This is a genomic window from Microcoleus sp. Pol12B3 (genome assembly GCF_036701355.1).
In the GTDB taxonomy this organism is placed as follows: domain Bacteria; phylum Cyanobacteriota; class Cyanobacteriia; order Cyanobacteriales; family Microcoleaceae; genus Microcoleus.
The window spans coordinates 1-25,271 of the sequence record NZ_JAUBQS010000018.1 but is presented as its reverse complement, the minus strand read 5'-3'; the positions used below and the strand labels follow the sequence as shown (position 1 = coordinate 25,271).

The window sequence follows — 25,271 nt, the reverse complement described above, 5'->3', positions numbered from 1 at the left end:
TCCAATTTAACATTTAATTATAAAAATCTGTGATTCAAAAATCGACTGAAACACCTACAAATAACATTCAAACAGGATGGCACGGCCGCCTAGATTTAGTCTATGCCAACCGCAGCGGCTCAACTCAAATCATTCACAATCAAATGCAAGCACCCCTCAAGGTGCAGCGCCCGTTTTATCCTGAAGGGCAAGACGTTTGTCACAGCGTCATCTTGCACACGGCTGGGGGAGTTGTCGGGGGCGATCGACTTTCCAGCCATTTTCACCTCCAACCCAACGCCAAAGCGTTGATTACCACGGCCGCCGCTGGTAAAATCTATCGCAGCAGCGGATTAAAATCACAACAAAATATTGACATTCAACTAGATATCAGTGCTAATTTAGAATGGCTGCCACAGGAAACAATAGTTTTTGACGGCGCAATATATCGGCAAAATTTGCGGGTAGAATTAGCACCAACAGCAAGGATTTTACTGTGGGAAATTACCAGATTTGGACGCAGTGCTAGGGGCGAAAAGTTCTTGTCTGGAGAATGGATCTCGCACACCGAAGTCTGGCAACAAAACAGCCCTTTATGGATTGACAGACAATTGCTCAAAGGTGGAGAACAAATGCTCGAAAGTCCTCACGGTCTCGCAGGAAAACCCGTAGTCGCCACCCTCGCTTGGGTAGGCGAACCAGTCACCACAGAGTTCGTGGAAAAAGTGCGAGATTTGCCATCGGAGACAACAATTTATCCAGGTAATTCCACCGTCGGCGTGACTCGTATTCCTAACGGTTTGCTGTGCCGATATCGCGGTACATCCACCACCGCAGCGAGAGACTGGTTCGTCAGCATTTGGCACTTGCTGCGCTTATCTTTTTCAGAACGCCCTTGCTGTTTGCCCAGAGTTTGGATAAAATAGGATGATCTTTGAGGTTCAATGTATAGTTCCCCTCCTAACTAGATTATTCATCTCTCTCTTCTCTTCCTCTGCGCCCTCTGCGCCCTTTGCGGTTTAATCATTCAGAAACAACCGTAAACGATATCATAACCAAATAATGCGATCGCACTTACAAGAATAAAAATGCAACTCACCCCCCAAGAAAAAGACAAACTGCTAATATTCACCGCCGCCCTGGTAGCAGAGCGCCGGAAACAAAGAGGTTTAAAATTAAACTATCCAGAAGCATTAGCCTACATTTCCGCAGCCATTTTAGAAGGAGCCAGAGATGGCCTCACCGTCGCCGATTTAATGAGTTATGGAACAACTCTCCTGACGCGGGAAGATGTCATGGAAGGGATACCAGAAATGGTGCATGAAGTCCAGGTGGAGGCGACTTTCCCCGACGGAACTAAGTTGGTAACAGTGCACGATCCGATCCGTTAAAAAATCAACCACAGAGACTCATAGGAGGAAAAGATGATTCCAGGAGAAATGATTGTTTCAGCAGGCGAAATAGAATTAAATGCCACTCGCCAAACCGTGCGTTTGCTGGTAGGAAATAAAGGCGATCGACCCATTCAAATTGGTTCACACTATCACTTTTATGAGGCTAACGAAGCCTTAGAATTTAATCGAGAACAAGCAAAAGGAATGCGGTTGGATATCCCCGCAGGTACAGCAGTCAGGTTTGAACCTGGAGATGAAAGGGAAGTTCAATTAGTGCCGTTTGTTGGTAGTCGTCAAGTCTACGGCTTTAATGGAAAAGTCAACGGTCATCTGGATGCTGAAGTATGAAGCCACAAGGTAGTTGACGATGGTTGAGTTGGGAATTTGAAACTTTTTAACTTAAAAGTTCAAACAGTTTCAAAACAGAATGCAACTGTAAGCAATCTCCACACAATGATAGTGATCAGTCCTCCCAATCCCAAATCGAAAATCGAAAATGGTATCATTTTCCGCCCTATGCCGGGAGAGTGATAAAGTAAGCTCAAACCTTTTTCTCTGCCTTCTGTATAACTGCCTTCGGGCTTTTTTTGTTAGTTCAATCTCCTACTTTTGAGCGATTTAAAATCAGCCGTTTGCGGTCTAATGTGGTTGTTAAAACTGCAAAGATATACAGCAAAAGTGCGTGATGAACCCAAAATTAGTTGACCAGATCAAACAGACCTTGAAGCAGAGCTTGCTGGCAACATCAAGGCGTGTCTGGAGAACCCCGTTAGACCGACGCACCAGCATCAAATTGTTAGATGACTGCATCGTTTATAAAAAGCAGCACCAACCTATCAATATACCCGCATTAACCTCGGTAAACAAAGTGCCTGCTCGGTTTTTTGCCACAGAAAAACCCGTGTCTTTTGACCCAGATTATGTGTGGAAGATTTCGCTAAATCAAAAAATAAATTCTCTAACTATTTGTACCTCTGGCAACACGCTGCTGAATAACAAGTTAGTTTTAGACTTAGATTTTCGGATTAGCGGTGCCGGCATTCTGGAATGGCCTTACAAACCTAACAAAATTACCTATCCCCTTGTAGTTGCTCCTTGGTCGCATTTGTGGTGTAGTTATTATGATTTTATCATTTTTGTGTTGGCTAAACTTTGTCGAATTGAAGAGGCTTTAGGTAAGGAAATTTGGCAAAAAGCTAAAATTTGTTATCCTTTACGACATACAGATTTTGAGTTGGGCTTTATGACCAAACTCGGTATTCCTGAAAGTTCACTAATCGACACTCGGGCTAGAGATACGAGATATCATGCAGAAAGTCTGGTGGTGGGAAACAATCAAGACTGGTATTTTCCGAGTCCTTACGATATAGAGCTTTTGCGGAAAAAATTCTGTCTTAAGGAAAAGGTAAAGCCTTCTAGAAAACTTTATCTGTCGAGAAGTGGCCGGCGCAAGGTTAAAAATGAAGTAGAAGTGAGAGAGGTTTTGAAAGAATTTGATTTTGAAATTTTGGAAGATATCTCGCGCACTGTTGATGAACAAATTCGTCTGTTTGCAGAAGCGGCGGTGGTTGTCGGCCCTCACGGGGCTGGTTTTACAAATTTGCTGTGGTGTCAGCCGGGAACCAAAGTATTGGAATTCTTTTATGGAGGATACACTCCGCCATATTTCTATTACATTTGCCAGCTACTGGGATTAGAATACTCTCGTATGGTTGATGACAAAAATGTAGCGGAAGATTGGAGTTTGATTGGCATGGATATGACAGTGGATGTGGAGATTTTGAAAAGGGAAATCCAGAAAATGCTGGAGTAAATTTGCCCCTTCACAGCCTTTTCGATTTTCGATTGGCAAGAATTGATGCCTATCGGGATTTTAAAGCTTGCCTAATGTTGTATTTTTTTTACTGTTGCAGATTGAGGAACTCGTCACATACTATAATTCAAGTAGGTCTCAACTGCTAAGTAAAAATTTATTAATATTAGGAGCAAGGATGAGTTACAGAATGGATCGCCGCGCTTACGCGGAAACCTTCGGGCCGACTGTGGGCGATCGCGTCCGGTTAGCCGATACAGAATTATTCATAGAAGTTGAAAAAGACTTCACAACCTACGGGGATGAAGTTAAGTTTGGCGGCGGCAAAGTCATTCGCGACGGCATGGGACAGTCGCCTATTTCTAATGCACACGGCGCTGTTGACACGGTAATTACTAATGCTTTAATATTAGACTGGTGGGGAATTGTTAAAGCAGATGTCGGTATTAAAGACGGCAAAATTTACAAAATTGGTAAAGCCGGAAATCCTTATATTCAAGATAGGGTAGATATTATTATCGGGCCTGGTACTGAAGTAATTGCCGGGGAAGGAATGATTCTCACCGCTGGGGGAATTGACAGTCACATTCACTTTATTTGCCCGCAGCAAATTGAAGTGGCGATCGCCTCTGGAATCACGACAATGATCGGCGGTGGCACAGGCCCTGCAACGGGTACAAACGCCACCACCTGCACTCCCGGCCCTTGGCATATGTACCGAATGCTGCAAGCTGCTGACGCTTTCCCCGTAAATCTAGGATTTTTAGGTAAAGGAAATAGCAGTCAACCTCAAGGATTAGTCGAACAAATTTTTGCCGGTGCAATGGGTTTGAAACTCCACGAAGATTGGGGAACTACACCAGCAACGATCGACACTTGTTTGAGTGTCGCTGACGAGTACGATGTCCAAGTTGCAATTCACACGGATACTCTCAATGAAGCGGGATTTGTGGAAGCTACAATTGCCGCTTTCAAAAATCGCGCTATTCACACCTACCACACTGAAGGTGCTGGCGGCGGACATGCACCGGATATTATTAAAGTGTGCGGACAAGCTAATGTTTTGCCTTCGTCAACTAACCCGACTCGCCCTTACACTGTCAATACTTTAGAAGAACATTTAGATATGTTGATGGTTTGCCACCATTTGGATCGAGGCATTCCTGAAGATGTGGCTTTTGCTGAATCGAGAATTAGAAGGGAAACTATTGCTGCTGAGGATATTTTGCACGATTTAGGGGCGTTTAGTATGATTTCTTCGGACTCGCAGGCGATGGGAAGAGTTGGGGAAGTGATTATTCGGACTTGGCAAACGGCACATAAAATGAAAGTGCAGCGGGGACATTTACCCCCCCTAACCCCCCCTAACCAAGGGGGGGAAACAGAGGAAATTAACGATAATTTTAGGGCGAAGCGGTACATTGCCAAATATACAATTAATCCGGCGATTACTCACGGAATTAGTCAGTATGTGGGTTCGGTGGAAGAGGGGAAATTGGCGGATTTGTGTTTGTGGCGGCCGGCTTTTTTTGGGGTGAAACCGGAGTTGGTAATTAAAGGAGGGGCGATCGCCTACGGGCAGATGGGAGATGCTAACGCCAGCATTCCGACCCCGCAACCGGTGCATATGCGGCCGATGTTTGGCAGTTTTGGCGGGGCGATTGGGGCGACTTGTCTGACGTTTGTTTCCCAAGCTGCGCGCGATCGAGATATTGCCGCACAGCTCGGTTTGCAAAAGCCCACTGTAGCAGTTTCCGGCACCCGACAAATTAGTAAAAGAGATATGAAACTCAACGATTATTTGCCACAAATGGAAGTCGATCCAGAAACTTATGAAGTTAGGGCGGATGGGGAATTGTTAACTTGCGAACCGGCAACAGTTTTGCCAATGGCGCAGCGATACTTTTTGTTTTAACTGGTATCTTGCACCATTTTCAGCAACAGGCAAGATGCCTGTTCCACAAGAAAATTTATATTTTGTGCAACAGGCATCTTGCCTGTTCATAAAAGGCTAATTTAAAATGGTGCAGTATCTCTTTTTTAACCGATTATACAATCATGTAGGGGCGGGTTTTACCAACAATATTTTCCAAAAATAGACAATCTCAAAAACCCGCCCCCACCCAACGGCAAATCTTCCTCTTACTTCATTCAAGATTTGATTTACTGTTAGAAAAATTGAGCGATTGCACTATCAAGCCCTGACACAAAAACCAACAATAAAGTGCAATATTAATCCCGCTCAACAGCTTCGGTATTCCCTCCAGCAAGCTCGAAATTATCTCGTTTTTTAAAGGCAGCGCTTCTGCAAAAAAGGCAACAAATAACAAACCAACGCCACTCAGCAGTAAAGCATAGGGAGTCGAGCGAATTTGTCTCCGAAAAGCTAATCCGTATGCAACAGCCAGCACGGCGTAAAATATGACAATTGTTACTTTCGGGAAACCCGCACGTCCCAGATGAACGTGGGTGCGAAAAACTTCATTGAACAGAAAGCAACCGGCAAACAGTGCCGAATATAAAATAAATCTATTTTCTGGGCGATCGGGTTGAATAATTCTCAGCAATCCAAAGGTAAAAGCGCACACCATTACCGATAAATAAAATAACATTTGAAACGCCAAGAAAAAGAAACCTGCACCCGGATACGTGGCAGAGCAAGGCGGCAAAAATAACCCTTTTACTGAAGAACCGAATAAACTCAGACACGCCGTCACTAACCCAACTAGCACTAAAATTAGACTATTGAACAACAATACAGTTCTGTAATTTGCCATAATTAATAACTAAAAGCTAACAGTATATTGCGCGTCAAACCATTTTTTGCTAGGGCTTTTGCACGGGGATCAGAAACCGGGTTTTTTAGGAAAATACTGCGTTGTGACTCGCAGATTCGGTAAAAAACCCGGTTTCTCTGTCGGAGTTCGTAAATCGCGATCGTGTTCTTTGAATAAAGGTGAGATATTCGGTGAAAGGACACAGCAAACAATTGAGCATCGGCAGATATCTAAACAGACACGAAATCTTCAGGGCCAATGAAATTGGGAGCAACGCCTGTCAAAGCAGCTAAAACTTCACCGCTGCTGGCTACTCTAATTAATGTGCTGTTAGTTCCAGGAGAAATTGATAGCTGTCCGAAGGTCAAGCCGTTGATTAATTGAATGGTATCTTGATAGTTGCCGAAATCACAGATTGTATCAACTCCCAATCCCGCACCTAAAACAAATACATCGTTGCCCGCGCCGCCGACAAGATTATCGTCGCCCAAACCGCCGTTGAGGGTGTCAAAACCTTTTCCCCCAGACAGGCTATCGCTGCCGTCGCCACCATTGATGATATCGTTGCCCCGCAAACCATTGAGCACGTCATCGCCTGCCAAACCGTTGATGGTGTCGTTGCCGGGAGTGCCAGTGAGGTTCTCGTTGCCGGGAGTGCCGTTGATGACGTTTGCAGAGTTATTGTTGCCACCTGGAGTGCTGGTTAAGTCAACAACAAAGATGTCACCGCTATTGTTGGTATCCCCCGGCACGAGGTTGGCGGCCTGAGAATAAAACGCCACAAACCGCCCGTCGGCTGAGATCGAGGGAGATAAGGAGTAGCCGTTCCCCCGATCGCCAGCCCCTGAAACAGAAACGAGAGTGGTGGTTTTGGCGATCGTGTCGCGCATGAAGATGTCCTCGTAATAGTTAGTGTCTCCCGGCACGAGGTTGATGGCATCAGATGAAAAGGCCACAAATCGTCCATCTGGCGAGATGGATGGAGATCTGGAACCTGGGAAGAAATCGAAACCGATCGCCCGATCGCCGCTGGAACTGACTGAGACGAGGGTAGTGGTGTTGGCGAGCGTGTCGCGCACGAAGATGTCTTTGCGATTGTTAGTGTCCCCCGGCACGAGGTTGGTGGCATCAGATTCAAACGCCACAAACCGCCCGTCGGCTGAGATGGAGGGGCGGTAGGAGTCACTGTTCCCCCGATCGCCTGCTGAGTCAACAGAAACGCGGGTGGTGGTATTGGCGAGCGTGTCGCGCACGAATATGTCTCTGCCATTGTTAGTGTCCCCCGGCACGAGGTTGGTGGCATCAGATTCAAACGCCACAAACCTCCCGTCGGCTGAGATGGAGGGGCGGTAGGAGTCATTGTTCCCCCGATCGCCTGCTGAGTCAACAGAGACGGGGGTGGTGGTATTGGCGAGCGTGTCGCGCACGAAGATGTCGAAGTTATAGTTGTCCCCCGGCACGAGGTTGGTGGCATTAGAATAAAACGCCACAAACCTCCCGTCGGCTGAGATGGAGGGAGATAAGGAGTAGTTGTTCCCCCGATTGCCTGCTGAGTCAACAGAGACGAGGGTGGTGGTATTGGTTGACAAGTCGCGCGCGAAGATGGCTCCGTAAGAGTTAGTGTCCCCCGGCACGAGGTTGGTGGCATTAGATTCAAACGCCACAAACCTCCCGTCGGCGGAGATGGAGGGAGAGAAGGAACCTGGGAAGAACCCCACACCCATCGCCCGATTACCTGCTGAGTCAACAGAGACGGGGGTGGTAGTATTGGTTGATAAGTCGCGCACGAAGATGTCGCCGCTACCGCTAGCGCCCGCCGGTACGAGGCTGGTGCCATATGCAAACGCGACAAACCGGCCATCGGCGGAGATGGAGGAGCCGACTGAGAAGCGGATCGCCTGATCGCCTGCTGAGTCAACAGAGACGCGAGTAATGGTCATAAGTCCTCACACTAAAATTGCAAATTTGCTAAATTTACGAGTGTTTTGTCGATCGCCCCAAGCTTCTGACAAAACAGATTCGCGCGGTTGTAGGGCGATCGACTAATGTTTCTGAATAGTTGCTGCCTATTTTTTCTAGGCTATTATCTCATTTGGGTTGGCTGTTGAAGTCAAAATTTGCTCAACTTGAGCCGGAGTTAGATTCGGATTGGCATTCAAAACTAAAGCCGCTACACCCGCTACGTGAGGGGCTGCCATCGATGTGCCGCTGTAGGTTTTGTAGGTGTTATCGGGAGTTGTAGAAAAGATATCTACTCCCGGTGCAACTACGTAATCCAAAGGTCGGGAACCTGCACGGTTAAATAATTGATCCATCCTGCCATTTATATCAATTCCTCCCACAGCAATTCCGAAGCGATCGGCATATCTAGCTGGATAACCTGGTTCGCTAAAACCATCATTTCCTGCTGACATGACGACAACAACTCCTTTGTCTGTTGCATACTTAATTGCGTCATCAATTTCCCTGCTAGGAAACCAGCCGCCCGCACTATAGTTAATTACATTAGCTCCATTATCAGCAGCATAGCGAATTCCAGCAGCAATATTAATCGGATTACCGAAACCAACTGTCGGCAAAACTCTCACAGGCATAATCTTGGAATTCGGGGCAACTCCTGTGATTTGAAAACCATTGCGTTCGGCCGCGATCGCACCTGCTACGTGAGTCCCGTGACCGAAAAGCTGACCATTTCTTAAAAACTTCTCGTCCATCGGGTTGTTATCACCAGACGCAAAATCCCAACCCCGAATATCATCAATATATCCGTTGCGATCGTCGTCAATTCGGTTATTGGGAATCTCATCCGCATTCTGCCAAATATTGGCATCTAAATCGAGATGGGTGTAGTCAACGCCGGTATCGACGACAGCTACAACAATCCCATTTCCGGTAATTCCGCCCTGCCAAACTTCCGGCGCATTTACCATGTCTCTTGCCCAATCATTCCCGCCCAAATTAGGAACTTCGGGGAACTTAACTGGACTGTTAAAAGTGCCGGCTACTGCTGCATTTGCATCCACTAAACCGTATCCGTAATTGCTGCTAAAACCAGTACCAGGCGTTGCAGCCAGATTCAGGTTGTAATTCTTATAGTCAAAGTAACTATAAACTGCGACATAGTAATCTCCAGGAGTCAGGTTGAAGAAATTTATCTCGCCGGATGCACCGGGTGAGGCATAATCGCTGCCAAGAAGTTCATCATAATCAGCCTCGCCGTTGCGATTCTTATCTTGAATAAACTCGATTCCTGCTCCATTCAAAACATCGATACGCAAGCTTACATCGCTATTGTTGTTAATAGTAAAGCGATAATAATCCTCGTTATCGTCAACTCCGACAAAATCATTGAAGGTGAGGCGATTGTTATCAGCAACACCAATATTGCGTGCAGTGGCTAAGGAGTTGCCTGGGTCTGATAAATCCAACTGAGAAGGCGTTCTCATTCCGGTTAGCGGATCTGTGCCGGCAGTCATGGCTTCTGAATTCGATTTTTGTTGAACTGGAGATGTACTGCTAGTGGCTCGATCGCTGCCTGAGTAACTGAAAATCTCGCTATTTTGAGATACTATAAAATTTGCTATTTGTTGTGGTTCGTTGGTGCCGATCCCTGTCAAATTATCAGCGTCAAAGCCGTTGCCGGGAACGCTACCGTTAAATTGACTGGAGGCAGTGAAAAAATTAAGCTGACCGCTATTACCAAAGGTTGTTAATGCTGGTGTGAGCTGCTGTTCGCGATCGATTGCAAGTAGACCGAGCGTACTTTCCATAAATTGGCTCCGATAATTTGAGATTCACTTTTGTTGACGGGAGACAATGCTTGATTTTAAATTAATTAACATTCTTCCATCGGCGAGATGATAAGTCTATTCATAAATTCATTGCTTGATTTCATAAAAGTCATAACCCTAATTTCATAAAAGTCATATTTTTCGGCAAGTTATGCCGTTTCAAGCTGAAGCTGTTGTTTTTGCGTCAAAACCATCGCTATGTGTTTTTCGTAATAGGCAGCTTCGTTAATGAATACAGGGAAAACAGTGGATTCTCCTTGATAGGGGAGTGATTCTCCCGCAAATGTGAGAAACATCGGTTCACCGGGATGTAAGGGTTCATAGTCTTTGAACTGAAGTTGGGGATGGATCGCAGCTTGCAGTTCACCTACTGAATTTCTGGGATAGTCTACTGAGCCGATCGCCTGATATAAAGTTAAATGTGATGGTATAGGAAGCGGCTTTCCCCGATTTTGTGCGTCGAGATAATCCAGAATGGCGTGAACCAGCATTTCGGTTTGCTGAAGCTGATGGGCATTGACGACTCCCTGGGCGATGGGCCCAACTTCTACGGTGCCACCGAAAGCAGACAGCGATCGAAGCATTGGGGCATCCTCACCAGAATGCTCTCCCACACAAACTCGCAGTGAGGGCTCGATCTCACTCAAATAAGCTAATAATTGCAAATTGAATGGATGTTTGCTAGATGGTAAAATTGTCAGCCCCATGTTGGCCGTTGTGCTGTGAAGGTCAACGATCGCATCAGCCCCATGTTCGTCTTTCGGACATAGTTGGGCGGAGATTTCTTTAGCACGTCTGTTCTCGTAACCCATCAAATCTGGGTTAGACAAATCTTCCTCGGCAAAGCAACGGTTCAAATCGCGATCGACATAACGCCGATTGGACTTTACCGCTTGAGGATTAGCTAATAGAGTAACCACCTCAAAGCTCGATCGTTTCAGTAAGTCTGGGAATTGTTGAAACCTCTTAATCAGATAAACCCCAGTCAACTCGTTTCCGTGGGTTCCTCCTACAACTGCAACTCGTCGAATTACTTGCGAAATCATGAATAATCCTCATTAAGCAATACTTAAATGGGTATTTCGTGCCGAAACTTATAACTATTACTTTCAAGATAAAGAAGTTAGTTCTATATGTCAAATACTATTTTTTATATAAAAATATACTTAAAAAATATAGTATTTAATCCCCGTTACAAAAGAGAATGTAACTGTAGGCCCTTGCTCCAAACCATCATAGTAATCATTCATTCCCAATCGTTCAAATCTAAAATCTAAAATCTAAAATCGTATAACCTATGGAACTTCGCCATCTTCGTTACTTCATTGCAGTGGCAGACGAACTGAGCTTTAGTCGCGCCGCCAAGCGATTGCACATTGCCCAACCCCCCCTAAGTCAACAAATTAAAGATTTAGAGGCTGAACTGGGTGTGAAGCTATTCGATCGCAAAAGTCACCCGATTCAGCTAACCCCAGCAGGACAAGCGTTTTTAGAAGAAGCTCGCGCAACTTTGGTACAGTTAGAACAAGCGGTACATAAAACCCAGCGCATCGATCAGGGTGAATTGGGTTATTTGACGGTGGGTTTTCCCAGTTCGATTGCGAATGGTGTCTTTCCAGAGATTCTGCGAAATTTTCGACAGCAATATCCAGAGGTACAACTGATTTTGCAGGAAGAACACAGTGCTTTCTTAATTCAGAGGTTGCGCGATCGCCAGACTGATATCATTTTTCTTTATCTCTACCACGATATTTCTGAAGCCAATGATTTAGAAACGATGTCTCTCACGCAAGAACCACTTGTCGTCGTTTTACCCAAAAACCATCCGCTTACAGCCCAATCCAAAATTTCGCTTTCCGACCTAAAGGATCAAGAATTTGTAATGCCCCTTCATCAGATTGTGGCTGGCTTATCTGAGGAAATTTACCATGTATGTTCGCAAGCAGGGTTTGTTCCTAAAGTTGCTCAAACAGCCGTCTTTATGGTCACAATTTTGGGATTAGTCGCAGGCGAAACAGGTATCAGCATTCTGCCATCTCACGTACAGAATATTCAACGCGAAGGAGTGGTCTATCGTCAGATTCAGGAACAAACGACAACCACTCAATTAACTGCTGTTTGGCGGCCTAATCATTCGTCCACCATTTTGCAGCAATTCCTCAATATTATTAAACCCCTCTCAATTTATAGCAATCCTAAATGATTTGTGAGAAACAGGCATAGGTAAAAAGCATTGAAAAGTCCAGCAAGTAAGGTGCGTTGCCATCAACAATCTGCAAGTTTTATCGAATATCTCGCAGATTCGCACCCTACAGATTAACACCACACAATATAGCTGCTACTCTAGTTCATGAACCTGGAATATGCGGTATTAACTGTTATTTGCCGCAAGCGAAAGTAGAAAACAGATTAATTTTTGTAACTCTCCACGCTTGTCATGTCTGCGCGCCAGCAAAAAGACTGTACCTAGTTATGCTTTTATCGCTGTCAACATAACTTTGCCAAATTCATGCAGCAACTGTTGGATACTAGCCTGGAAACTCCCTTGGTATAGGACTTACTTGCGAGCTCATGTTCCATCCTACTTGCTTGCTAAAATTTTGAATTTAACCTTCACAAGTTCGACAACTAGAACCGCCGAGTTTATGCCAAACTTCTAACTGCGAAGTCAATCAATATTTGCCATTGCTGGATTGCATCCACATGCCATCCGCGCGGAGGTTCGGACAAAACAGATTTGCGCGGTTGTATGGCGATCGACTAATGTTTCTGAATAGTGGCTGCCTATTTTTTCTAGGCTATTATCCCATTTGGGTTGGCTGTTGTCGTGAAGATATACTCAACTTGGGCCGGAGTAAGATTCGGATTGGCATTCAAAACCAAAGCCGCTACACCCGCTACGGAGAGTCTTAATCGCTCGGTAAACTCAATTTTAATACCTGTCCAACTGATACCTCGTGCTTGTGCGTCGCTACTACCACGGCACCTTCTAATCGCGGATCGTAACATCCAACCCAAGCCGCAGGATGACATTCGTGTACTAAATACCCGTAAAGCCAAATTGCTCCTCTACCTTCAATGACAATTCCTTGGCTCAATTGAACGTGTTGAGGAAGTTTCAAACCTTGTAAATCATTTGGCGTGATGATACCGTCTTGAGTTGTAATACGCAATCGCAAATGTTGGTAAGCTAAACTGTCTTGAGTTTGATGGGGGATTATTTTTAATTCAATAGGATTCATTGGATGCACAAATGTTGAAGGCTGCGATAAAATCATATACCTTTTAGGGTAAATTGGGAATCCGATCGCCAACTTTGAGTCCCAATTGGGCCGCCCTTCCGCCTCTGAGTTCAATAACTCCGTCAACGGGAACATCCGGGCCGTAGTTGGGGCAGGTTTCGCTCAAACACGGCGGTACGTTAGGAATTATCGCCTGCACTACGCCTTCCCGCAGAAAAACCATATCGAGCTCAATCAACACGTTTTTCATCCAAAAACGCACGTTTCGCGCGGGTTCGATCGGGAAAAACATTCCTCTGTCGTCTGGCAATTCTGTCCGAAACATTAAACCTGTGGCTTGCTCTTGGGGAGTTTGCGCCACTTCCAGTCCGATCGCGCGATCGGCTATAATCGTGTTAACCGAAATTGGCAAAAGCTGACCCCTATCTATCCCGCCAAACAGCGAAATAAAGTTGGATTCAGTCAGATTAGAATTTCCCGAAACAACTCCTAAATATTTGCCAGAATCTTTATCTTTCATAATAGTTTGGTTGTCAGAAACAGAAAGCTCTAAATCGCTAAACTTCATGCCTTCTGTCAAGACAATTTTATCATTGCCGTTGCCAAAATCTGTAATTATATCGGCTTCAGTAATAGTAGATGCGGCGGAGGTTATTTCAATCACAAATAAATCCTCCCCCCCGCCTCCTGTCAAGATATCCCCGCCTTCGCCGCCTATTAGCAAATCGTTACCCCGATCGCCAAATATCCAATCCGACTCTTGTCCTCCATAGATGGTATCGCTTCCCTGACCGCCAGACAGCGTATCAGCGCCTTCATTTCCTGCCAGCAAATCATTTTCCCGATCGCCAAAAATCCGGTCGTTTCCCCCCAAACCTTGAACAGTATCATTACCCGCAAATCCTCTAATCGTATCGTTGCTGAGAGTTCCCAGAAGAAAATCGAAGCCGAAACTACCGTCGATGTTAACCATTTTGCGTTTAATGATGCGTTTAATAAAATGAAGATTTGGCGATCGGCATCCGCCAACCGGTACCAAAAGCTCGATCGCTAATTTTCAAACCCGGGGCTGCTTGCCGCCGTTTAAACTCCGCTTGCCTCACTAATTTTACTACACGTTTAACCACGGCTTCATCGTGTCCCGCAGCCACAATTTGTTGCGCTGATTCATGATTTTCTATCAACCGCTGCAAGATGTCATCCAAAACATCGTAATCCGGCAAAGAATCTTGGTCTATTTGACCAGGTTTCAGTTCAGCACTCGGCGGCTTAGTAATAATATTAACCGGAATAATTGCCTTTCCCAAGTCAGCCTGATTTTTAATTTTATCACTCCCAGAATTCAGCCACCGACAAAGCGAATACACGCGAGTTTTCGGGACATCAGAAATCACCGCCAATCCCCCATTCATATCGCCGTAGAGAGTACAGTAACCCACCGCCATTTCAGACTTATTCCCAGTCGAAAGCAGCAAATGTCCGAACTTATTAGAAATTGCCATCAACAGATTGCCTCGAATCCGTGATTGAATATTTTCCTCAGCAATCCCGAAAGTTGTATTGATAAACAAATCGGCGAGAGTGCGATCGTAAGTTTTCATCAAATCGCCGATCGACAATAGTTCGATCGCGATGCCCAGATTGCGGGCTAATTCCAAAGCATCATTAACCGAATGATCGGAACTGTAGGGAGAAGGCATCAGCACCCCTAGAACATTTTCGGGCCCGATCGCGCAACTGGCGATCGCCGCCACCAAAGCCGAATCTATCCCGCCACTCAAACCGAGTACAACCTTAGAAAAACCGCACTTGCGGACATAATCTCGCACTCCTAAAACCAAAGCAGCCCAAATTTCTGCATCTCCTTCTGCCGGATGAAAACTCAACGGCGCAGCCTCACTTCCTGCTGCACTTGGCTGATTGCTGCCAACTAAATCTTGTTTAGCGGCGTCATATTCCAGCACCGCAAAATCCGTTTCAAAAGAAGCTAATACCTGAATCAAATCACCCTTTCGATTCACAGCAAAACTGCTGCCGTCAAAAATAATATCGTCATTTCCCCCTACCTGATTAGCGTAAATAATCGGTATCCCGCAGCGGATGACGCTGTGCTGTAACATCGCCGATCGCACTCCCCGCTTCCCCGCACAGTAAGGCGATGCCGACAAATTCACCACTAAATCTACCCCCAATTTTGCCAGATCGGAAACAGGATCGCCTGCGTAACTGCGTTTACCCCAAAATTCCTCATTGTTCCACAAATCTTCACAAATTGTCACGCCAATTTTGACTTCGCCAATAGAAAAGTAATTGCTGTTTTCTCCAGGTTCAAAATATCTATCTTCATCAAATACATCATAAGTAGGCAACAAGCGTTTATGAAAAACTTGTTTGACAACGCCATTTTGCAACAAAACAGCGCTATTAAACAATGATTTTCCGCCGAGTTTAACAGCCTTAGCATTAGGTAAGGCTGTGCCTACTATAACTGCCAACTTTCGTGGCAAAGCTTGCGCCAGTTGCTGCAACTGTGCACCTGCATCTGCAATGAAACTCGGATTAATTAACAAATCGCGCGGCGGATAACCGATCAGGGAAAGTTCCGGTGTTAGCAATAAGTTTGCGCCCTCAACCTCAGCTTTTTTCGCAGCCTCCAGAATTAGGTTGGAGTTGCCCAAGATATCACCAATAGTAGGATTGAGTTGTGCGATCGCAATTTTCATATCACCAAATCACTTAATAAATATTGCTAACAGTCCGCCCGGGCGGACTCACTTTCCTATAGTCCTAGATTTGAATGTAGCGAAAGATTACTCAGATTTGTAATGTTTCAACTCTTCCTCAATATAATAATTTACCAAATCCCGGTAAATATTTTCTACCACATCAGGATTCAAACCCGATTGTTGAGCCCACTCGCGCCGCTGCTGTAACATATCGTGAAAGCGATCGAACGATCGAACACTAGCTTCACTCGTTTTGAACCTTGCTGCCGCGATGACGTATTGAAATCTCTTGCTCAAAGCCTCGATCACTTCTCGATCGATAATATCAATTTCCTCCCGAACTTCGTGAATATTAGCGCATTCATCAGGGTCTTTCATCGTCTGCACTCCTTAATAGCTTCTATTCTAATGTTACTAAATTGATCCCAGAATGTCATCTAAGGAACAGCTAGATAAACACCAGCGGCTTATTTTTGAAAGGAGCAAAAGCGGCCGCATCAAAGCGGTACAAACTAGCAGGGCGGCCCGCCCCGCGCGAAACCTTAACACCGGTATCGCACAAAAAACCCAATTTCAACAATCGAGCTCTAAAATTAGAATAATCAGAAAAATTTTCCCCCAAAATAGTTGTATAAAGTTGATACAAATCGCTCAAAGTAAAAAGTTCCGGCAAAACTTCAAAAGCTACCGGGCTGTATTCAAGTTTGTTACGCAGTCGTCGATATCCGTATTCGAGAATTTGATTGTGATCGAAGGCCAGCTTAGGAACTTGTTGCACGGGATACCAAGCAATACCGCCGACGCGGTGGCCCACACCCGCCACTACACTCCCAGCAATTAACTCAGCTTCCTCAAAGCGAACCAAAGCAAAATAACTAACCGAAAGATAACGATCGCCCCTGGTAACTTCCCGAGGATCGCGGCCCGGTTCTCCGAAAGTATACAATTGCTCCAAATACAAATTTTTTACCCGAATTTTCTCAGACAAAATTCGGTAAGCCGCATTTTCAAGAGACTCGCCCTGACGCACCAAAGTACCGGGAAGACTCCAAGAATCGATAAACGGTTCGTCTTGCCGCATTACCAACAGCACCAACAAGCGGTTCTGCACGGTATCGACGGAAAAAATAACATTATCTACTCCTACTTTAAAGTCAGCTAATGAGCAACCCTCGCTCTTTTTTGTGCCTCGTGCCATGCGTACAAATGCTCCCTATGGATGTAATCTTCGATGGTCGGAGTCAGAGCTTCCCTGTCTCCTGTTTCCCGATAGGAAGTAGAAGAAACATTGGGAGCACTCAAAGATGCGATCGCCACGTCTGCACCCATGCGCCTCAACTGCCACAAATCTAATTGCTCTGATGGATAACCGGGTCGCGGTACTATCAGCAAGTCCACTTCTTTTAACAATTGTTCAAATTTGTACCAGCGAGACAGTTGCCCCACCAAGTCGGAACCTATTACCAGTGTCAAATCTGCATCCGGCCACAGCAATCTTGCTTGTTCCACAGTTTCTAGAGTCCTTGGACTGCTGAGCTCTGGATGCAAGCAAAGATTGTGTCTCGGCGAATTAATTTCTTGAATCATTAACAGCAGCATTGCCGATCGGTGTTCTAGAGAAGTTTGGTGCGACTTAAAAGGATTGTCCGACGCCCAAACTGCTACCCAGTCAAAATGTTGCGAAAGCCAACTCAGAATTGTTTTATGTCCTGCTGTGGGCGGATCGGCACTGGTTCCAAAAAGAGCAATTTTCTGCATAGGGAATCGGTAATATTGTTAATAGTTAATGGGGAATAGTTGACTGTTGACTGTTGACGGCGTTGATTTATGACTAATGACTAATGACTACTGACTCTTTTTCGTTTTTTGGGTGAGACTCTGCAAATCGGTAGAAATTTCCACTGACGGCGAAATCGGGTTGTCAAGTTGGCGAGTTTCGGGTCGAAGACTGGCGACTGAAGCAGCAGTGCGTTTGGCGATCTCCTCCAAACTTTCCGGGTTCTGGACTCGTTTGCCATCCTTGACAACCAACTTCATTAATGGTAAGTAAGAATCGCAATTGTGAATATTTTCTCCCGACAATCCCAAACAATCTCCGAGAATTTGCCCATTTTCAATCTGTCTAAAAATTTGCTTTCTTCCTGGATATGTTACCTTGCCGCTTGCCTCTTTCATCACCGGAATTCCGTCAATTTCCACCAACTTATAAACACCGTTCACAGGGGAACCGCTGACCAACTTGGTTCCCAAACCGTAACCGTCAATGCAAGCACCGCTACTTTTTAATTTAGCAATTTCTCGATCGTCCAAATCGCCACTAGCAAAAATTGGAACGCCCGGAAGGATCGATCGAACTTCCCGAGACAGCAGCGCCAAATCGCCGGAATCGAGCCGCACGCCTTCCAACTGCATTTCACCGCTGTTGACTCGATCGGCCAACATCCGCGCCGCCGCCACAGTATCGTAAGTATCGATCAGCAGCGGCGCCCCCGGAAAATAGCGGTGAAAAGCTGCAAACGCCTGATTCTCGCTGCCTTCGAGGGCAGCCACAGCCATTACCAAAGCATGGGCGATCGTACCGACAGGCTTGCGGCCCAACTTCAAAGCAGCCAAAACATTAGAAGTTCCGTCGAATCCCGCAGCCAGGGCAGCCCTAGCCGCCCAAACAGCAGCTTGAGGCCCAAAAGCCCTGCGCGTCCCGAATTCCAGCAACATAGCCTCCGGGCCCGCCACATCCCGCAGCCGCGCTGCCCGCGTCGCAATCAAAGTTTGATAATTTATGGCATTCAATAAATAAGTTTCCACTAACTGAGCCTGCCACAGAGGAGCCTCAATTCGCAGCAGTGGCTCATTGGCAAACACCGCCGTCCCCTCCGGCACCGCCCAAACATCGCCAGTAAAACGGGCTGTGGCGAGTAAAGTCCAAAATCGCTCCGGGGCACCTGCAAAAATCCCAGTGGAGTGCAAAGCCTGAATTTGCGCCGGCGAAAACCGAAATTTTTCCAAATAATCGATAACTTGAGCCAAACCCATCGCGATCGCGTAGCCAAAACCCTCTGGCAGCCTGCGCGCGAACAACTCAAAACTCGATGCCCGCCCGTCGAGTCCTTCCCCGACGTAACAAGCGGCCATCGTTAGCTGGTAGAGATCGGTCAAAAGGCTGTAATCTGCTGAAGAAACCGTCAGTTCCCGGTCTTCTAATATTTCTTCAAAACCTGTGAGCTGCAGGCTTTCTGTCGCAGTTTCCATAAGAAAAACCCCGGACAAACTTCTTTTTTTAAATTATAGTGAATAATACCATATCTGTTTGTAAAATTTTGATAAAGATTGCAAATATTGTGGAATAAATTCGCTGATTATGCCCTTTAATAACGGATTTAGGTTAATTGATACATTAATATTATGGTAAAATCAATATAAATACTTACTTTAACAAACTCAGGAATTAAGCACAAACACTCAAGCGTTCCCGATTTTTTACGAACATATTTGGTTCCAGCCCTTGGAAATATGTAGAAAACCGGGTTTCTGAGCGTCGGGATGGCGATCGCCACTGATTGAGTTGAGCAAGGAAAAATCTACCAGCAAAAGGTCGATCGTCCAACAATACGTAATTTCTTAAACCTTCAGCTTGCTTCAATGTTGCAGACCAATAAGTAATTCAAATAAATATTGCTAAACTCATCCACCGCCCAAAAATCAGAGTAATATTAAAAGTATCAGAACCCAGACAAGAGAGGCAGATTCTATGAATCTTTCTAAATCTTTGGCAAACGCGATGCGTTACGTCTCGGAAGCAGCGGTGCGGATTTTTAGCCCCAGCGATGACAACTATCCAAATAGTGGAGTTCAACCTTTTGAGGGTAAGCTCTCCAAAAGTTCTAAATCGAGAGAATGAACAGCCATTCAGGCATTTTCTAGCGAGTTCGGCACAGGCATTCCCTTTAACAGTCAACAGTTAACAATTAATTGTTGACTGTTGACTGTTGACTGTTGACTGTTGACTGTTGACTGTTGACTGTTGACTGCTGACTGTTAATAGTAATTGTAGGTGGGGTTTCCCTTCGTTCTACCCCACCTACAATTACCAATCACCAATTACACTAAACTTCCCCAATTGACAAAAGGCAGATTCAGTGTAGAGTAAGCTTTTGAAATAAAGATTTTCGCCCCCGGTTTACTGCGTATAAATTAGAGAAACACCAAGCAAAACTAGAACCTTTTGTTACACTAGGGTTGCTTCAGTCATCTTATCAAAAACAAAACTAGCACCCTTAATATAGAAATCCTTGCAGGAGTCGTAAACTTTTTACTCCACCCCAACCCTCCCCTTACTATACTAAGGGGAGGGAGTAAGAAATTCACAAATGATTTAGGATTACTATAGGAGATGTAGTTGCAGAGGGAGGAATTAGAAATTTCATTGGAGCCGATTGCTTTAGAGATGATTGATTGAGGGATTTATCATTTTTATATAATAGCTAAACAAAAAGTATTAGCTTTAGACCAAGTTGAGTATTTTGCTGAACCCCAAAATCTGGATTTAAGAATAGTCCAGCGATCGCAAAAACCTAAAAATCGGCTAATTGTTTCCCCTTTTTCTGCTACTGGGCGAAGTCCTGAACAGTGTTTCTTGCAACCTCCTTGAACAAACCGCACCACATTTTAAGTTGCTACTTCGATAGCTTAGAGTAATTCTACTCATTGACAAAAGTGTTTTTAACTTAACTGGTGGCCAATGTGTAGACACTGGCTGCGGGCGATACCTAGCCGAAAGTTCGGGTCATTCCCCCGTCGGCAGATGGGCTGCAAGCTGGTCTTTTTGTTAGCTGAAAACTCTACTGTTAGTTAGGTCTTACGAGGGTTAATTGTCGTAAAGTGATTTTACAGGCAAGCTGCAAACAGGAGTGAGAAGATTCAAGTAATTGGACGGAAGCTTTGAACGTTTGTTGGGAAATTGTTTGTGCCTCCATTGACTTGCAAAGAATTTTCCCTTCAAATACACCCCTGCTGACAGCGCGATCGCACTCTCGAAAGGAATAGCTGATGCAGGTAAAACAAAACAAACTTTTCACTACCGAAGCGATCGATCGCTTATCTTCACCGGAACGCCTCGACGAAATGATGCAGGTGGTTAGTCCTCGATCGTGGCTGCCACTAACTGCAATTGGCTGTTTAGTTGCGGCTGCGGGGGTTTGGAGTGCGATCGGGCGAATTCCGCTGACTGTTTCCGGTCAAGGCGTGTTGCTTCTGCCCCGCCGAGTCGTGCAATTTCAAGCTGCTAGTTCCGGTCAATTGGTAAAGCTGAATATCAAGCCTGGAGATGTTGTTAAACGGGGTCAGGAAATCGGCAGAATTAATAAACTCGACCTCAAGCAGCAGTTAGAGCAAGAAACAGCGAAATTAGCTGAACTGCAAGGGCAAAAACAAGATACTAATAAGCTGCAAAAACAGTAGACTGCCCTGGAATTAAAAACCTTAGAACAACAGAAGAAAGACCTTCAAGAAAGCTTAAATAGAGAGTCAGTTGCACCGCTATTGCACCAGCAAAGTATGGTGGCATTAGAGGAAAAACGCCAAAGTTTGGAAGAAAGTTTGCGTCGAGAACAAATTGCGCCGGTACTGCGGCAGCAAACTCTGACAGCATTAGCAGAAAAACGCCAAAGTTTGGAAGAAAGTTTGCGGCGGGAACAAGTTGCGCCGATATTGCGGCAGCAAACTCTGGCCGCGATCGCCAAAAAACGCGACAGTCTTTTGCAGCGAAAACAGCACATCACTTCTTTGGTGGAAACTTTGCAGCAGCGGTTTGAAACTCGTCGCGTTCTTTACGAACAAGAAAGGGCGATCAGCGAGGATGTAATGCTGCAAGCTAGACAGGAATTCGCGGACTCTCAGATGCAACTGGCGGATATTGAAACGCAGTTAAAGGAACTCGACGTTCAGAAAACCAATAGCGATCGCGAATTCCTGCAAAATCTCAATAAAATTGACGACCTCAAAAACAGCCGGCAGCAACTCAAGGTAGAAGCTACCAATACCGAACGAGAGTACCTGCAAAATCTCAACCGCCTTAACGAAATTAAAAACAATCTCCAAGAACTTAAAGTTCAGAAAAGTAACACCGAACGGGAGTACCTGCAAAACCTTAACAAAATTGACGAAATCAAAACTAAGATTAAAGACATGGAAACCCAAGCGGTCAAACTAGCTCAACAAGATTTAGAGAAGTCGATCGCCCAAACAAATCAAATTCAGGAAGTTAAACGCAAGATTGCCCACTTGCAGAATCAGTTGACGGCCGACAGCAAAATTACCAGCCAATACGACGGCCGCGTTTTAGAAGTTAGCGCCGTTGCAGGTCAAATGCTGAACATCGGTACAAGAATCGGGACAGTTGAATCTGAGAATTCTCGCGAAAAAATGGTCAGTCTTGTCTATTTTGCTGACAGAGACGGTAAGCAAATTAAACCGGGAATGACCGTACAAGTTACCCCTAGCGTCGTCAAGCGAGAACGCTACGGTGGCATTGTCGGCAAAGTAACCCAAGTTTCTCCTTTTCCAGTTACTAATCAAGATATGTCGGCAATTATTGGCAATGAAAATTTGGCTGACAGCATCGCCAAAAGCATCGCTGGCGGCGGTGCTCCCGTGCAAATCTTTGTGGAATTGCAACAAGATCCGAACACTATCAGCGGTTATAAATGGTCTTCCTCGAACGGGCCTCCTCTCAAGATTTCCCCCGGTACTACGGCGCTAGTTCGGGTTCAAATCGGGCAGTTAGCACCGATTTCTTACGTGATTCCTATTTTTCGGTCTTTGACTGGGGTTTACTAACTGTTATGAGTCAATTTTTTTTCGTCCCCATGGAGAGATAATTGCTGACAACAAATACGTTACACCGACCGTTTCTCTTGTTTATATCTAAGTCTCTATCCCCCCTAACCCCCCTTAACAAAGGGGGAACAAGAGCAGTCAAAGTCCCCCAACAACCAGGGGAATTTAGGGGGATCGAGACTCGAATACCAGCAAAATTTATTATGGATGGGCTTCAGCCTTATAGCCGATGAAAATACCCTGGATTCACAAGTTTTTTACGCCGCGCAACTTAAGGCGAGTTCGTACTCCCACCCTCTTACAAATGGAAGCAGTAGAGTGCGGTGCTGCTGCTTTAGGAATTATTTTGAGTTACTGGGAACACCCGGTACCTTTAGCCCAATTGCGGAGCGAGTGCGGCGTTTCTCGCGATGGCAGTAAAGCTTCTAATATCCTCAAAGCAGCCCGAATTTACGGCTTAGATGCTAAAGGATTTAAAAAAACTGTTGAAGAGTTGAAAACTGTACCGCCACCTTTTATTGTTTTTTGGAATTTCAATCACTTTTTGGTGGTTGAGGGGATTAAGAAAAAGCGCGTTTATCTCAACGATCCCGCATCGGGGCCGAGGACTGTTTCCCTAGAAGAATTTAAGTCGGCTTATACTGGCGTTGTTTTGACTTTTGAGCCTGGGTCTGAGTTTAAAAAGGGTGGGAAAAAACCGAATATTGCCAGTGCTTTAGATTCCCGATTGCAAAGTTCCCGTTGGGCGATCGCATTTTGTTTAATTGCTGGTTTATTACTGACTGTTCCCCGTTTGGCTGGCGCGGCATTTACCCAAATTTTTGTAGATGAAATTCTCGTCGAAAACCGTCACGAGTGGCTGCGGCCTTTAATACTGGGAATGCTGTTTGCGGCGGTCGTTCAAGGGCTGCTAGCGCGGATGCGGCTTTTCTATTTGCGGCGGCTGGCCAACAAGCTGGCGATTTCGATGTCGGGACAGTTTCTCTGGCATACTTTACGCTTGCCTGTGGGATTTTACGCCCAGCGGTTTGCCGGTGAAATTAGCAGTCGCTGCCAAGTGAATGATAAGGTTGCTGAAATTTTATCGGGGAAACTTGCTGCAACTGCGATCGACGCGGTGATGATGGTTTTCTATGCAATAATTATGGTTATGTACGACTGGGTATTGACCAGTGTTGCTGCTGTTTTTGCAGCCTTAAACTTTTTGGCACTGCAATCTTTATCCCGCAGCCGCGTCGATGCTAACACCAGATTAGCTCAGGAAACAGGTAAGGTTGGCGGTGCTGCAATTGCAGGCATTCAATCTATTGAAACTGTCAAAGCTAGCGGCTTAGAATTCGATTTATTTTCTAAGTTTGCCGGGTACTATGCCAAAATGAGCAACGCCCAGCAAGAATTGGCTTTGCCCACTCAAATATTGTCAATATTACCAGCCTTTTTAACGGCATTAGCTGCAACTGCTATCTTAGTTGTCGGGGGCTTGCGGGTGATGAACGGCGGTTTGAGTATCGGGATGTTAATTGCCTATCAAAGTCTCACTCAACAATTCCTCCGACCAGTCAACAATCTAGTCAATTTTGGCAGCACTCTGCAAGAATTAGAAGCCGATTTAAACCGACTTGATGACGTTCTGCAAAACCCGATCGATCCAGAAGCAGACCGCGATTCTTTTAATAGTAAAAACGGTCGCGCCGCCCTTGCACCCGATTCTTTTCACCTGCAAGGAAGCATTGAATTGCGCGGTGTTAGTTTTGGCTACAGCCGCTTGGAAGCGCCGCTAATTGACAACTTGAACTTAACCGTAAAACCCGGTCAGCGGGTAGCGTTAGTTGGGGGCAGCGGTTCGGGCAAATCTACTATTGCCAAACTTGTGACCGGCCTTTACGAACCAATGAATGGCGAAATTTTATTTGACGGGGTTCCCCGCAATTTGATTCCCCGTTCTATCCTAGCAAATTCGCTGGCAATGGTCGAACAAGAGATATTTCTATTTGCCGGCACTGTTCGGGAAAATCTGACGCTTTGGGACCCGACAGTACCGGAATCAGATTTAGTGCAAGCGTGCATTGATGCGGCAATTCACGAACTTATTTTGAATATGCCGGGAGGATACGATGCTCAACTCAATGAAGGGGGGACAAATATGAGCGGCGGACAGCGGCAGCGTTTGGAAATTGCCAGGGCGTTAGTAAGAAATCCGGCGGTGTTGGTGCTGGATGAAGCTACAACTGCTCTGGATGCTGAAACAGAGTTAATTATCGATCGCAATTTGAGGCGTCGCGGTACTTCTTGTATTGTGGTTGCTCACCGTTTGAGCACGATTCGAGATTGCGATGAAATTATTATGCTAGCAGGGGGGAAAGTTGTTCAGAGAGGCACTCATGAGGAGTTGCAAAAGCTGGGAGGATCTTATGCTCGTTTGGTTGGAAATGAAGAATAAATAGCAGAAATACAGTAGCCAGCCCGACAGTCCGCCAGGGAATGAATTCCCTGTCTAATAGCGCAAGTCCTCTCAAGAGGACTGAAATGAGCGATGGTTTGATTTGGCTATTCAGTGTTCGCTATAGAGTCTTAGCTATTCAGTCGGTTAAAACTGAGATCTTGCACCATTCTCAATTAGCCCTTGCATTTGGTGCCCAAATGTGAAAAAAAGGACGTATAAACAATGTAATAAGTTAATGTTAACCATCCTTAATTACGCTCAAGCATTAGTCT

The 25,271-nt window shown here is 45.4% G+C and carries 22 protein-coding genes; 10 read left to right on the top strand and 12 right to left on the bottom strand.

What is annotated here, in order from left to right; all coding sequences use genetic code 11:
- Positions 1-29 precede the first annotated feature (29 nt).
- The 5 genes from QUA53_RS11475 to ureC all read left to right on the top strand — a co-directional run bounded on the left by QUA53_RS11475 (position 30) and on the right by ureC (position 5,101).
- The gene (locus QUA53_RS11475; protein ID WP_333097278.1) at positions 30-905 is read left to right on the top strand and encodes an urease accessory protein UreD; all 876 of its coding nucleotides are present in this window, start codon (positions 30-32) and stop codon (positions 903-905) included.
- A gap of 162 nt (positions 906-1,067) precedes the next feature.
- The gene (gene ureA, locus QUA53_RS11470) at positions 1,068-1,370 is read left to right on the top strand and encodes an urease subunit gamma (protein WP_015179363.1); all 303 of its coding nucleotides are present in this window, start codon (positions 1,068-1,070) and stop codon (positions 1,368-1,370) included.
- Between the two features lie 33 nt (positions 1,371-1,403).
- Positions 1,404-1,721 (top strand): urease subunit beta, encoded by a 318-nt coding sequence (locus QUA53_RS11465; protein WP_333097281.1) that lies wholly within the window; start codon positions 1,404-1,406, stop codon positions 1,719-1,721.
- 337 nt (positions 1,722-2,058) lie between these two features.
- On the top strand, positions 2,059-3,186 hold the full coding sequence (locus QUA53_RS11460) for a glycosyltransferase family 61 protein (RefSeq protein ID WP_333097282.1): 1,128 nt from the start codon (positions 2,059-2,061) through the stop codon (positions 3,184-3,186).
- 178 nt (positions 3,187-3,364) lie between these two features.
- Positions 3,365-5,101 (top strand): urease subunit alpha, encoded by a 1,737-nt coding sequence (gene ureC, locus QUA53_RS11455; protein WP_333097284.1) that lies wholly within the window; start codon positions 3,365-3,367, stop codon positions 5,099-5,101.
- Between the two features lie 232 nt (positions 5,102-5,333).
- Here the strand turns inward: ureC and QUA53_RS11450 are convergent, their stop codons facing one another.
- The 4 genes from QUA53_RS11450 to QUA53_RS11435 form a co-directional block, all read right to left on the bottom strand.
- Positions 5,334-5,963, bottom strand: coding sequence for a hypothetical protein (locus QUA53_RS11450; RefSeq protein ID WP_333097286.1), 630 nt, complete (start codon positions 5,961-5,963; stop codon positions 5,334-5,336).
- 230 nt (positions 5,964-6,193) lie between these two features.
- Entirely contained in the window at positions 6,194-7,903 is a 1,710-nt protein-coding gene (locus tag QUA53_RS11445; protein WP_333097287.1) for a calcium-binding protein, read from the bottom strand.
- 135 nt (positions 7,904-8,038) lie between these two features.
- Positions 8,039-9,733: a S8 family peptidase gene (locus QUA53_RS11440; RefSeq protein ID WP_333097288.1), complete on the bottom strand. Its 1,695-nt coding sequence runs from the start codon at positions 9,731-9,733 to the stop codon at positions 8,039-8,041.
- 170 nt (positions 9,734-9,903) lie between these two features.
- Positions 9,904-10,800 carry an aspartoacylase gene (locus QUA53_RS11435; protein ID WP_333097290.1) on the bottom strand — a complete coding sequence of 299 codons (897 nt, stop codon included), beginning with the start codon at positions 10,798-10,800 and terminating at the stop codon, positions 9,904-9,906.
- Between the two features lie 251 nt (positions 10,801-11,051).
- Between QUA53_RS11435 and QUA53_RS11430 the strand changes: the two genes are divergently transcribed.
- Complete coding sequence (locus QUA53_RS11430; RefSeq protein WP_333097292.1) at positions 11,052-11,957, top strand: LysR substrate-binding domain-containing protein; 906 nt, start codon at positions 11,052-11,054, stop codon at positions 11,955-11,957.
- A 706-nt stretch (positions 11,958-12,663) separates the two neighbouring features.
- On the opposite strand, the gene crn3 is transcribed toward QUA53_RS11430, so the two are convergent.
- The 8 genes from crn3 to QUA53_RS11390 form a co-directional block, all read right to left on the bottom strand.
- On the bottom strand, positions 12,664-12,996 hold the full coding sequence (gene crn3, locus QUA53_RS11425) for a CRISPR-associated ring nuclease Crn3/Csx3 (RefSeq protein ID WP_333097293.1): 333 nt from the start codon (positions 12,994-12,996) through the stop codon (positions 12,664-12,666).
- Between the two features lie 43 nt (positions 12,997-13,039).
- Positions 13,040-13,969 (bottom strand): DUF192 domain-containing protein, encoded by a 930-nt coding sequence (locus QUA53_RS11420; protein WP_333097295.1) that lies wholly within the window; start codon positions 13,967-13,969, stop codon positions 13,040-13,042.
- A 19-nt stretch (positions 13,970-13,988) separates the two neighbouring features.
- The gene (locus QUA53_RS11415; RefSeq protein WP_333097297.1) at positions 13,989-15,719 is read right to left on the bottom strand and encodes an NAD+ synthase; all 1,731 of its coding nucleotides are present in this window, start codon (positions 15,717-15,719) and stop codon (positions 13,989-13,991) included.
- 87 nt (positions 15,720-15,806) lie between these two features.
- Positions 15,807-16,100 carry an isochorismate lyase gene (locus tag QUA53_RS11410; RefSeq protein WP_333097299.1) on the bottom strand — a complete coding sequence of 98 codons (294 nt, stop codon included), beginning with the start codon at positions 16,098-16,100 and terminating at the stop codon, positions 15,807-15,809.
- A gap of 70 nt (positions 16,101-16,170) precedes the next feature.
- Positions 16,171-16,920: an NrtR DNA-binding winged helix domain-containing protein gene (locus tag QUA53_RS11405; RefSeq protein ID WP_333040239.1), complete on the bottom strand. Its 750-nt coding sequence runs from the start codon at positions 16,918-16,920 to the stop codon at positions 16,171-16,173.
- A complete protein-coding gene (locus QUA53_RS11400) occupies positions 16,881-17,480 on the bottom strand; it encodes a nicotinate-nucleotide adenylyltransferase (protein WP_333097301.1) in 600 nt (199 codons plus the stop codon). The genes QUA53_RS11405 and QUA53_RS11400 overlap by 40 nt, the downstream gene beginning before the upstream one ends.
- Positions 17,481-17,567: 87 nt before the next feature.
- Complete coding sequence (locus tag QUA53_RS11395; protein ID WP_333097303.1) at positions 17,568-18,971, bottom strand: nicotinate phosphoribosyltransferase; 1,404 nt, start codon at positions 18,969-18,971, stop codon at positions 17,568-17,570.
- A 196-nt stretch (positions 18,972-19,167) separates the two neighbouring features.
- Positions 19,168-19,362 carry a hypothetical protein gene (locus tag QUA53_RS11390; protein WP_333097304.1) on the bottom strand — a complete coding sequence of 65 codons (195 nt, stop codon included), beginning with the start codon at positions 19,360-19,362 and terminating at the stop codon, positions 19,168-19,170.
- A 108-nt stretch (positions 19,363-19,470) separates the two neighbouring features.
- Between QUA53_RS11390 and QUA53_RS11385 the strand changes: the two genes are divergently transcribed.
- The 4 genes from QUA53_RS11385 to QUA53_RS11370 all read left to right on the top strand — a co-directional run bounded on the left by QUA53_RS11385 (position 19,471) and on the right by QUA53_RS11370 (position 24,996).
- On the top strand, positions 19,471-19,620 hold the full coding sequence (locus QUA53_RS11385) for an isochorismate synthase (RefSeq protein ID WP_333049849.1): 150 nt from the start codon (positions 19,471-19,473) through the stop codon (positions 19,618-19,620).
- Between the two features lie 1,148 nt (positions 19,621-20,768).
- Positions 20,769-21,179: a biotin/lipoyl-binding protein gene (locus tag QUA53_RS11380; protein ID WP_333097305.1), complete on the top strand. Its 411-nt coding sequence runs from the start codon at positions 20,769-20,771 to the stop codon at positions 21,177-21,179.
- Positions 21,180-21,275: 96 nt separating this feature from the next.
- Positions 21,276-22,556: an NHLP bacteriocin system secretion protein gene (locus QUA53_RS11375; protein ID WP_333097306.1), complete on the top strand. Its 1,281-nt coding sequence runs from the start codon at positions 21,276-21,278 to the stop codon at positions 22,554-22,556.
- 229 nt (positions 22,557-22,785) lie between these two features.
- Positions 22,786-24,996, top strand: a complete 2,211-nt coding sequence (locus QUA53_RS11370) for an NHLP family bacteriocin export ABC transporter peptidase/permease/ATPase subunit (RefSeq protein WP_333097308.1) — start codon at positions 22,786-22,788, stop codon at positions 24,994-24,996.
- Positions 24,997-25,271: the final 275 nt, after the last annotated feature.